The sequence below is a fragment of the Metamycoplasma spumans genome, assembly GCF_041026625.1.
Lineage (GTDB): Bacteria > Bacillota_I > Bacilli_A > Mycoplasmatales > Metamycoplasmataceae > Metamycoplasma > Metamycoplasma spumans.
On the sequence record NZ_CP163393.1, the window covers coordinates 677527 to 690097 of the forward strand.

5 protein-coding genes are annotated in these 12571 nt (G+C 26.4%); all 5 read right to left on the reverse strand.

Going from position 1 to position 12571, the window contains the following annotated elements; genetic code table 4:
• Positions 1-354 precede the first annotated feature (354 nt).
• Positions 355-1839: a hypothetical protein gene (locus AB5V95_RS02875; RefSeq protein ID WP_369085850.1), complete on the reverse strand. Its 1485-nt coding sequence runs from the start codon at positions 1837-1839 to the stop codon at positions 355-357.
• A gap of 255 nt (positions 1840-2094) precedes the next feature.
• Complete coding sequence (locus AB5V95_RS02880) at positions 2095-4482, reverse strand: hypothetical protein (protein WP_369085851.1); 2388 nt, start codon at positions 4480-4482, stop codon at positions 2095-2097.
• 537 nt (positions 4483-5019) lie between these two features.
• Positions 5020-7119 (reverse strand): hypothetical protein, encoded by a 2100-nt coding sequence (locus AB5V95_RS02885; protein WP_369085852.1) that lies wholly within the window; start codon positions 7117-7119, stop codon positions 5020-5022.
• Positions 7120-7374: 255 nt separating this feature from the next.
• A complete protein-coding gene (locus AB5V95_RS02890; protein WP_369085853.1) occupies positions 7375-9762 on the reverse strand; it encodes a hypothetical protein in 2388 nt (795 codons plus the stop codon).
• Positions 9763-10011: 249 nt separating this feature from the next.
• On the reverse strand, positions 10012-12399 hold the full coding sequence (locus AB5V95_RS02895) for a hypothetical protein (RefSeq protein WP_369085854.1): 2388 nt from the start codon (positions 12397-12399) through the stop codon (positions 10012-10014).
• Positions 12400-12571: the final 172 nt, after the last annotated feature.

Below are 12571 nucleotides of genomic sequence, written 5' to 3' on the forward strand. Positions count from 1 at the left end.
AAATTAATAATATAAAAAATAAAAGTCAATTTCCAAATGATAGTGAAATTGACTTTTAATATATTAATTGTTTATCTTTGTAAGTGTTTATTTGCTTCATTCAAAGCTTCAATGTGTTGGGCTTCTTTTATTTTTTAACCTTCGATTTAATTTAGAAGTTCTTTTTTTGTTCATCAAAAATTTGATTAATTTTTTCAATAGCTCTCTCTTTAGCTTATTTTAGTTTACGTTTTGAAGTGTAGTAAATATTATTTTTTTGTATTTGGATTTATTTCAACGGTTGCTAATGTTTCTAAAGATCTACTTCTAAATTCGGAAGGGTTTAATCTGTTAAGAATTTTAATTGTTTTTTTCTTATGTTCTATCTGGTGAGGTATCGCCATTTTGATCGTTTACTTTTTTAGCTTCTTTATAAACATCTAGCATTTCATCATATGTTTTATTTTCTAATTTAGAAATATATGAATTTTTGTCAGTCAAGTTTTCTAAGGCATTTATCTTATTTATTATATCTTGTTTTTCTTGTTCTTTAGCTTCTGTTATTTTGGCATCTAAATTAGCAAATTCTTCATTTGAGTTAAACGAATCGCCAACAATTCTATTTGTTTTATTCAATAGTTTAAATAATCTTTCTTTATTAGTATCTGATAATTTATTAATTTTTTCTGTATAGTTATAAATTTCTTTTGGTACATTTAAACTTAATAATAGCCGTTTTTGGAAAGTTCATGATTTATATTCATTAAAGGATATATTGCTTTTATTATTTAAGTACGAAACCAATTCATTGTATTTGTTAGAAATTTCAGTCATAGCTTCAACAGGCTCATCACCTTGTTTGTGATATGGTAACATTGATAAATATCACTCAAAATTTAAATCGAGAATATCAGAAATTGGACCATATGAATCTAATCTGTAATATTTTCCTGATTCTTCACTTTTTGTATACCTGATATCTTTAGGGGTTTTTAAAACAACATTACTTAGTTTTTCAATATATGAATTTAACAATGCTTCATCTGGGTTATGATATGGGGTACGAGTTATTTCTATTGTTTTAAATAGTGCCATTTTGGCTTTAATTGTTTCATAATCATAGAATGTTTCTGCCTTGGAAACATCATTTTTTAAACTTTGTTTGAACTTTTCATTATCAATTACATCAATAGCATTTTCAACTGACCCTTTATTATTATTAAATATTTTTGTTGCTTCTTTTGAAGCTTCATTTAATTCATTTTCTGTGGAATTTTTATTTTCTAAAATTTTAATTAAAATTGGATATTCTTGAGCACCCTTTATTTTATTAATAGAAACTGTAGCGTCATCTCTTGCTTTTTTAATAATAGCAATTGCTTCATCTCTTGCTTGAATTGTTTTTTCCAATGTTGCATCATTTGAATTAACTTTATCTAATAATTCAGTTTTTTTGTTTCCATCTTTTAATTTATTAATAGCTTCTAATGCTTGGTTTTTTGCTATTGCTAATTTTTGCATATTTATAGTTTTTTCTAAATCATCAATATCTTTTTTTAGTTTGCTTAAAGCCTCCACAACGGCTTTATTTGTAACTTTTTCATATTTGAAATAAGTTGCTTTTGCACTATACAAATCACTTTCTGAACGAGCGATTTTATATTCAATATTTCGGTTTTCTGAAATATCTTTTAGATCTTCTAAAATTCAAAAATCTTTTATTTGGATTTCTCTTAAAATTATTTCTTCTTCTTTTGGGCCACAAGATTTTACCAGTATAGCCGTAACCATTGTAGACGCGGCAACCACACCTAGTGTTGCTAATGTAATTAGCATTCCCTTAGATTTTCTTCTGCTCATTTTTCCTCCTTGTATACATTAAAATTCTATAGAAAAATATTATAAGGATTCATTTTTTTTGTAGAATTTTGAGATTTTTTACGCAAAAATTTAATTAACAACCGTTTTTTTTTTTTTTTTTTTGAAAAGCTTGCGCTTTTTTTCAAAAAAATAACAATGTTGAAACCCTCATTTTTCAAAGCAATTTTTAATGTTTAAAAAAAGAAAAGCCAATTTCTAAATGATAGTGAAATTGACTTTTAATATATTAATTATTTAACTTTGTAAGTGTTTATTTGCTTCATTCAAAGCTTCAATGTATTGTGCTTCTGTTACTTCTTCACCTTCGATTGAATTTAGAAGTTCTTGTTTCTTTTGTTCATCAGAAATTTGATTGATTTTTTCAATAGCTCTGTCTTTAGTATCTTTTAGTTTACGTTCTGAAGTGTAATAGATATTATTTCTTGTATTTGGATCTAATCCAACGATTGCTAATGTATGTAAAGATTTGCTTTTAAATTCCGAGGGGTTTAATCTGCTAACTATTCTAACTGTTTCTTCTCATGTTCTATCTGGCAAGGCGTTGCTTTTTTGATCGTTTAGTTTTTTAGCTTCTTTTAATCTATCTAACATTAATTTAACCATGTTATTAGTTTCGGAAGTGTTAGAAAAGTCGGGAGTATTTATGCCTTCTTTGAATTTTTCTATTTCTTCATCAGTTAAATTACTGAAGTTATTTTTTGTCATTTTTTGATCGAAGACTGCAAGTTTGACATTGTTAAATAAGGCTTCATTCATATCATTTATTGTCTGGTCGTTATTTGAAACTAAAATTTCTTTAGTTATAACGTCGTCATAATTGTTTCCCTCTAATCCTCAATTATCGTGCGCATCTGAAATCAACTCATTTCATTTTGTTAAATATTCAGAAAGATGATCAGGAACAGATGCAGTAATTTCTTCTGCAGTTGCTTTATTATTTAAGGATTCTTTTATTGCATCTTTTCCTGTTTTGGTTATAGATGATCCTGAATAGTTAGGATAAGGTAAAGAATCTATTTTTTGAATTGTTGTTTTCAACGCTTCTTTTATAGCATTTATCTTGTTTAAATTTTCTTCAAATAACTCATCAGACATCTCGTTATATGAAGAAGGTAAGGCGCTAATCAATGTTTCTTTTGCTTTGGCATTATTATCAGGATATGGCAATTCATTTATTTTAGCTTTTAAATCTTCATATCTAGCTTGTTTATAAACATCTAGCATTTCATCATATGTTTTATTTTCTAATCTAGAAATATATGAATTTTTGTCAGTCAAGTTTTCTAAGGCATTTATCTTATTTGTTATATCTTGCTTTTCTTGTTCTTTAGCTTCTGCTATTTTGGCATCTAAATTATCGAATTCTTCATCTGAGTTAAATGAATTGCCAACGATTTTATTTGTTTTATTCAATAGTTTAATCAAACTTTCTTTATTAGGATTTGATAATTTATTAATCGCTTCTACATATTCATTAATTTTTTCTGGTTTAATTGAACGTAACTGATTTCTTTTTGAATTTCATGAATTAAGTTCGTCAAAGGATACTTCGTCTTTATTATTTAACTGTAAAATCAATTCATCGTATTTATTAAACATTTCAGTTATAGCTTCAACGGGCTCATCACCTTGTTTAGGATATGGCAATGTTGATAAATATCACTCTAATTCTAGTCTAAGAATATCAGACATTGGACCATATGAATCTAATCTAGAATATTGTTCTGGTTGTTCATTTATTTTCACATACTTGATATTTTTAGGAGTTTTTAAGACAACATTATTTAGTTTTTCAACATATGAATTCAATACTTCATTTGGGGTATTATTTGCTTTTAATTCATTAAACATTGACATTTTTTTCATAAGTGTTTGATAATCATAATATGTTTCTGCTTTGATACTTTCATTTTTTAATCTTTGTTTAAACTCTTCATTATCAACAAAATTGATAAAAAAACCATTTGCATTTTTAATGTTATTAAATATTTTTGTTGCTTCTTCTGAAGCTTCATTTAATTCATTTTCTGTAGAATTTTCTTTTTCTAAAACTCTAATTAAAATTGGATATTCGTCAGCACCCTTTATTTTATTAATAGAAACTCTAGCGTCATCTCTTGCTTTTTTAATAATAGCAATTGCTTCATCTCTTGCTTGAATTGTTTTTTCCAATGTTGCATCACTTGAATTAACTTTATCTAATAATTCAGTTTTTTTGCTTCCTTCTTTTAATTTGTTAATAGCTTCTAATGCTTGTTTTTTTGCTATTGCTAATTTTTGTATATTTATAGTTTTTTCTAAATCATCAATATCTTTTTTTAGTTTGTTTAAAGCCTTAACAACAGCTTCATTTGTAACTTTTTCATATTTAAAATAAGTTGCTTTTGCACTATATAAATCGCTTTCTGAACGAGCGATTTTATATTCAATATTTGGGTTTTCTGAAATATCTTTTAGATCTTCTAAAATTCAAAAATCTTTTATTTGGATTTCTCTTAAAATTATTTCTTCTTCTTTTGGTCCACAAGATTTTACTAGTATAGCAGCAACCATTGTAGATGCAGTAACTACACCTAGTGTTGCTAATGTAATTAGCACTCCTTTAGATTTTCTTTTGCTCATTTTTCCTCCTTCTATATACTAAAAATTTTATAGAAAATTATTTTAAGGATTCATTTTTTATAGAATTTTGAGCTATTTTTCACAAAAAATCAATTAACAATCGTTTTTTTTTTTTTTTTTGAAAAGCTTGCGCTTTTTTCAAGAAAATAACAGTGTTGAAACCTTCATTTTTTCAAAGTAATTTTTAATATTTAAAAAAGAAAAGCCAATTTCTAAATGATAGTGAAATTGACTTTAATATATTAATTATCTAACTTTGTAATTGTTTATCTGCTTCATTTAAAGCGGCAATGTACTGGGCTTCTGTCACTTCTTCGCCTTCGATTGAATTTATAAGTTCTTGTTTCTTGTTTTCATCAAAAATTTGATTAATTTTTTCAATAGCTCTGTCTTCAGCTTTTTTAAATTTACGTTCTGTTGTGTAATAGATATTATTTCTTGTATTTAAATTTATTCTAACGATTGCTAATGTTGTTAAAGATATTTACTTCTAAATACAGAAGGGTTTGTTCTGTTAACAATTTTAATTGTTCCTTCTTATGTTCTATCTGGCAAGGCGTTGCTTTTTTGATCATTTAGTTCTTTAGCTTCTTTTAATCTATCTAACATTAGCTTAACCATGTTATTAGTTTCAGAAGTGTTAGAAAAGTCGGGAATATTTATGCCTTCTTTGAATTTTTCTATTTCTTCATCAGTTAAATTATTGAAGTTATTTTTTGTCATTTTTTGATCGAAGACTGCAAGTTTGACTTTTTCAAATAACGCTTTATTCATATCATTTATTGTTTGGTCGTTATTTGAAACTAAAATTTCTTTAGTCATAACGTCATCATAATTGTTTGTCTCTAATCCTCAATTATCGTGAGCATCTGAAATTAACTCATTTCATTTTGTTAAATATTCAGAAAGATGATCAGGAACAGAAGCGGTAATTTCTCCTGCAGTTGCTTTATTATTTAAAGATTCTTTAATTGCGTCTTTTCCTGTTTTGGTTATAGAAGATCCTGAATAGTTAGGATAAGGTAATGAATCTATTTTTTGAATTGTTGTTTTCAATGCTTCTTTTATGGCATTTATATTGTTTAAATTTTCTTCAAATAGCTCATCAGACATCTCGTTATATGAAGAAGGTAAGGTGTTAGTCAACATTTCTTTTGCTTTGGCATTATTATCGGGATATGGCAATTCATTTATTTTAGCTTTTACATCTTCATATCTAGCTTGTTTATAAACATCTAGCATTTCATTATATGTTTTATTTTCTAATCTAGAAATATATGAATTTTTGTCAGCCAGGTTTTCCAAGGCATTTATTTTATTTGTTATATCTTGCTTTTCTTGTTCTTTAGCTTCTGCTATTTTGGCATCTAAATTAGCAAATTCTTCATTTGAGTCAAATGAATCGCCAACGATTTTATTTGTTTTATTTAATAGCTTAATCAAACTTTCTTTATTAGGATTTGATAATTTATTAATTGCTTCTAAATATTCATTAATTTTGTATGGTATACTTAAATTCATTAATTCTCTTCTTTTTGTACTTCATAATTTAAATTCGTCAAAGGACGCTTCGTGTTTATTATTTAAGTACGAAATCAATTCATTGTATTTATTAGAAATTTCAGTTATAGCTTCTATAGGCTCATCACCTTGTTTAGGATATGGTAATATTGATAAATATCACTCAAAATTCAAGTTAATAATATCAGAAATTGGTCCATATCAATCTATTCTTATATATTTTTCTGGTTGTTCGCTCATTTTCACATACCTGATATTTTTTGGGGTTTTTAAAGCAATATTATTTACTTTTTCAATATACGAATTCAATACTTCATCTGTGGCATGATTATATATTAATTTTTTAATTAGTGAAATTTTGGCTTTAATTGTTTCATAATCATAAAATGTTTCTGCCTTGGCGCTTTCATTTTTTAAATTTTGTTTGAACTTTTCATTATTTATTTCATCAGTTATTAGTAAATCAAGATAAGTTTCGATTGTTTTTTTATCGTTATTAAATATTCTTGTTGCTTCTTTTGAAGCTCCATTTAACTCATTTTCTGTGGAATTTTCATTTTCTAAAACTCTAATTAAAATTGGATATTTGTCAACACCCCTTATTTTATTAATAGAAACTGTAGCGTCATCTCTTGCTTTTTTAATAATAGCAATTGCTTCATCTCTTGCTTGAATTGTTTTTTCCAATGTTGCATCATTTGAATTAACTTTATCTAATAATTCAGTTTTTTTGTTTCCATCTTTTAATTTATTAATAGCTTCTAATGCTTGCTTTTTTGTTATAGTTTTTTCTAAATCATCAATATCTTTTTTTAGTATGTTTAAAGCCTCCACAACAGCTTCATCTGTAACTTTTTCATATTTGAAATAAGTGTATTTTGCATCAGATAAATTACTTTCTGCACGAGCAATTTTATTTTTGATATTTTCACCTTTCGAAATCTCTATTAGGTCGTCCAAAATTCAAAAATCTCTTTCTCGAATTTCTTGTAAAATTATATTATCTTCTTCATGTCCACAAGATTTTACTAGTATAGCCGTAACCATTGTAGATGCGGCAACCACACCTAACGTTGCTAATGTAAGTATCATTCCCTTAGATTTTCTTCTACCCATTTTTCCTCCTTCTATATACTAAAAATTTTATAGAAAATTATTTTAAGGATTTATTTTTTTATACAAAATCAAGCTATTTTTCACAAAAATTCGATTAACAATCGTTTTTTTTTTTTTTTTTTTTTAAAAGCTCGCGCTTTTTTCAAAAAAATAACAATGTTGAAACCCTCATTTTTAAAAGCAATTTTTAATGTTTAAAAAAAGAAAAGCCAATTTCTAAATGATAGTGAAATTGACTTTTAATATATTAATTATTTAACTTTGTAAGTGTTTATTTGCTTCATTCAAAGCTTCAATGTATTGTGCTTCTGTTACTTCTTCGCCTTCGATTGAATTTAGAAGTTCTTGCTTCTTGTTTTCATCAGAAATTTGATTGATTTTTTCAATAGCTCTGTCTTTAGCTTCTTTTAGTTTACGTTCTGAAGTGTAATAGAAATTATTTCTTGTATTTGGATTTATTCCAACAATTGCTAATGTATTTAAAGAATAGCTTTTAAATTCCGAAGGGTTTAACCTGCTAACCATTCTAACTGTTTCTTCGTGTGTTCTATCTGGCAAGGTATTGCTTTTTTGCTCGTTTAGTTCTTTAGCTTCTTTTAATCTATCTAACATTAATTTAACCATGTTATTAGTTTCGGAAGTGTTAGCAAAGTCGGGAGTATTTATGCCTTCTTTGAATTTTTCGATTTCTTCATCAGTTAAATTATTGAAGTTATTTTTTGTCATTTTTTGATTGAAGACTGCAAGTTTGATTTTTTCAAATAACGCTTCATTCATATCATTTATTGTCTGATTGTTATTTGAAACTAAAATTTCTTTAGTCATAACGTCATCATAATTGTTTGCATCTAATCCTCAATTATCGTGAGCATCTGAAATTAACTCATTTCATTTTGTTAAATATTCAGAAAGATGATCAGGAACAGAAGCGGTAATTTCTCCTGCAGTTGCTTTATTATTTAAAGATTCTTTAATTGCGTCTTTTCCTGTTTTGGTTATAGAAGATCCTGAATAGTTAGGATAAGGTAATGAATCTATTTTTTGAACTGTTGCTATTAATGCTTCTTTTATGGCATTTATATTGTTTAAATTTTCTTCGAATAGTTCATCAGACATATCATTATATGAAGGTAAGGCGTTAGTCAACGCTTCTTTTGCTTCAGCATCATTATCAGGGTATGGCAATTCGTTTATTTTAGCCTTTAAATCTTCATATCTAGCTTGTTTATAAACATCTAGCATTTCATCATATGTTTTATTTTCTAATTTAGAAATATATGAATTTTTGTCAGTCAAGTTTCCTAAGGCATTTATTTTATTTGTTATATCTTGTTTTTCTTGCTCTTTAGCTTCTGCTATTTTGGCATCTAAATTAGCAAATTCTTCATTTGAGTTAAACGAATCGTCAACAATTCTATTTGTTTTATTCAATAGTTTAAATAATCTTTCTTTATTAGGATCTGATAATTTATTAATTTTTTCTACATATTTATTAATTTCTCATGGTGTAATTGAATTAAATAATTGAAATCTTTTTGAATTTCATGATTTCATTTCGTCAAAGGATACTTCGTCTTTATTATTTAAGTACGAAATCAATTCACTGTATTTATTAGAAATTTCAGTTATAGCTTCAACGGGCTCATCACCTTGTTTAGGATATGGCAACGTTGATAAATATCATTCTAAATCTAGTCTAATAATATCAGATATCGGACCATATGAATCTACTTTATAATATCGTTCTGGTGATGTATTTATTTTCACATACTTGATATTTTTAGGGGTTTTTAAAACAACATTATTTAGTTTTTCAATATATAAATTCAATACATCATCAGGAGCTTTATATGCCTTTAATCTATCAATTAATGACATTTTTAGACTAAGTGTTTCATAATCATAATATGTTTCTGCTTTGGTACTTTCATTTTTTATTCTTTGTTTAAACTCTTCATTAGAAACTGAATTGATACTATGTTCTATCGATTCTTTAATGCTATTAAATATTTTTGTTGCTTCTTTTGAAGCTTCATTTAATTCATTTTCTGTGGAATTTTGATTTTCTAAAGTTTTAATTAAAATTGGGTATAGATTAGCTCCTTTTATTTTGTTAATAGAAACTGTAGCGTCATCTCTCGCTTTTTTAATAATAGCAATTGCTTCATCTCTTGCTTGAATTGTTTTTCCCAATGTTGAATCACTTGAATTAACTTTATCTAATAATTCAGTTTTTTTATTTCCATCTTTTAATTTATTAATAGCTTCTAATGCTTGTTTTTTTGCTATTGCCAATTTTTGCGTATTTATAGTTTTTTCTAAATCATCAATATCTTTTTTTAGTTTGTTTAAAGCCTTAACAACAGCTTCATTTGTAACTTTTTCATATTTGAAATAAGTTGCTTTTGCACTATACAAATCACTTTCTGAACGAGCGATTCTATTTTCATCATTTTGGTTTTCTGAAATATCTTTTAGATCTTCTAAAATTCAAAAATCTTTTATTTGGATTTCTCTTAAAATTATTTCCTCTTCTTTAGGACCACAAGATTTTACCAGTATAGCAGCAACCATTGTAGATGCAGTCACTACACCTAGTGTTGCTAATGTAATTAGCATTCCTTTAGATTTTCTTTTGCTCATTTTTTCTCCTTCTATATACTAAAAATTCTATAGAAAAATATTATAACGATTCATTTTTTTATTGAATTTTCAGCTTTTTTTTACAAAAATTCAATTAACAATCGTTTTTTTTTTTTTTTGAAAAGCTCGCGCTTTTTTCAAAAAAATAACAATGTTGAAACCCTCATTTTTCAAAGCAATTTTTAATGTTTAAAAAAGAAAAGCCAATTTCTAAATGATAGTGAAATTGACTTTTAATATATTAATTATTTAACTTTGTAAGTGTTTATTTGCTTCATTCAAAGCTTCAATGTATTGTGCTTCTGTTACTTCTTCACCTTCGATTGAATTTAGAAGTTCTTGCTTCTTGTTTTCGTCAGAAATTTGATTGATTTTTTCAATAGCTCTGTCTTTAGCTTCTTTTAGTTTACGTTCTGAAGTGTAATAGAAATTATTTCTTGTATTTGGATCTATTCCAACAATTGCTAATGTATTTAAAGAATAGCTTTTAAATTCCGAAGGGTTTAACCTGCTAACCATTCTAACTGTTTCTTCGTGTGTTCTATCTGGCAAGGTATTGCTTTTTTGCTCGTTTAGTTCTTTAGCTTCTTTTAATCTATCTAACATTAATTTAACCATGTTATTAGTTTCGGAAGTGTTAGCAAAGTCGGGAGTATTTATGCCTTCTTTGAATTTTTCGATTTCTTCATCAGTTAAATTATTGAAGTTATTTTTTGTCATTTTTTGATTGAAGACTGCAAGTTTGATTTTTTCAAATAACGCTTCATTCATATCATTTATTGTCTGATTGTTATTTGAAACTAAAATTTCTTTAGTCATAACGTCATCATAATTGTTTGCATCTAATCCTCAATTATCGTGAGCATCTGAAATTAACTCATTTCATTTTGTTAAATATTCAGAAAGATGATCAGGAACAGAAGTGGTAATTTCTCCTGCAGTTGCTTTATTATTTAAAGATTCTTTAATTGCGTCTTTTCCTGTTTTGGTTATAGAAGATCCTGAATAGTTAGGATAAGGTAATGAATCTATTTTTTGAATTGTTGTTTTCAATGCTTCTTTTATAGCATTTATCTTGTTTAAATTTTCTTCGAATAGTTCATCAGACATATCGTTATATGAAGAAGGTAAGGCACTAGTCAACATTTCTTTTGCTTCGGCATTATTATCGGGATATGGCAATTCATTTATTTTAGCCTTTAAATCTTCATATCTAGCTTGTTTATAAACATCTAGCATTTCATCATATGTTTTATTTTCTAATCTAGAAATATATGAATTTTTGTCAGTCAAGTTTTCCAATGCATTTATTTTATTTGTTATATCTTGTTTTTCCTGTTCTTTAGCTTCTGCTATTTTGGCATCTAAATTGGCAAATTCTTCATCTGAGTTAAATGAATCGCCAACAATTTTATTTGTTCTATTCAATAGTTTAATCAAACTTTCTTTATTAGGATTTGATAATTTATTGATTTTTTCTACATATTCATTAATTTCCCCCGGTTTAACCAACCTTAACTGATCTCTTTTTGAATTTCATGAATTAAGTTCGTCAAAGGATACTTCGTCTTTATTATTTAACTGTAAAATCAATTCATCGTATTTATTAAACATTTCAGTTATAGCTTCAACGGGCTCATCACCTTGTTTAGGATATGGCAATGTTGATAAATATCACTCTAATTCTAGTCTAAGAATATCAGACATTGGACCGTATGAATCTAATCTAGAATATTGTTCTCGTTGTTCATTTATTTTCACATACCTGATATTTTTAGGGGTTTTTAAAACAATATTATTTAGTTTTTCAATATATGAATTCAATACTTCATCTGAAACATGATTTGCTTCTAATTTACTAAACATTGAGATTTTGGCAATAAGTGTTTGATAATCATAAAATGTTTTTGCTTTGGTGCTTTCATTTTTTAATCTTTGTTTAAAATCTTCATTAGTAATTGAATCGATACGATTTTTTATTCATTCTTTAATGCCATCAAACATTCTTTTTGCTTTTTCTGAGACTTCATTTAACTCATTTTCTGTAGAATTTTTATTTTCTAAAGTTTTAATTCAAATTGGGTACGGAACAGATCCTATTACTTTATTAATAGAAATTCTAGCGTCATCTCTTGCTTTTTTAATAATAGCAATTGCTTCATCTCTTGCTTGAATTGTTTTTTCCAATGTTACATCACTTGAATTAACTTTATCTAATAATTCAGTTTTTTTGTTTCCATCTTTTAATTTATTAATAGCTTCTAATGCTTGTTTTTTTGCTATTGCTAATTTTTGTATATTTATAGTTTTTTCTAAAATATCAATATCTTTTTTTAGCTTGTTTAAAGCCTCCACAACGGCTTCATCTGTAATTTTTTCATATTTAAAATAAGTTTCTTTTGCATTAGACAAATTTCTTTCTGAACGAGCGATTTTATATTCAATATTTGGGTTTTCTGAAATATCTTTTAAGTCTTCTAAAATTCAATAATCTGTTCTATAAATTTGATGCAAAATTATGTTATCTTCTTCAAGCCCACAAGATTTTACTAGTATAGCTGCAACCATTGTAGAAGCAGTAGCCACACCTAGTGTTGCTAATGTAAGTAGCATTGCCTTAGATTTTTTTCTACCCATTTTTCCTCCTTCTATATACTAAAAATTTTATAGAAAAATATTATAAGGATTCATTTTTTTATTGAATTTTAAGCTTTTTTTCACAAAAATTCAATTAACAATCATTTTTTTTTTTTTTTTGAAAAGCTTGCGCTTTTTTTCAAAAAAATAACAGTTTTGAACCCCCCTATTT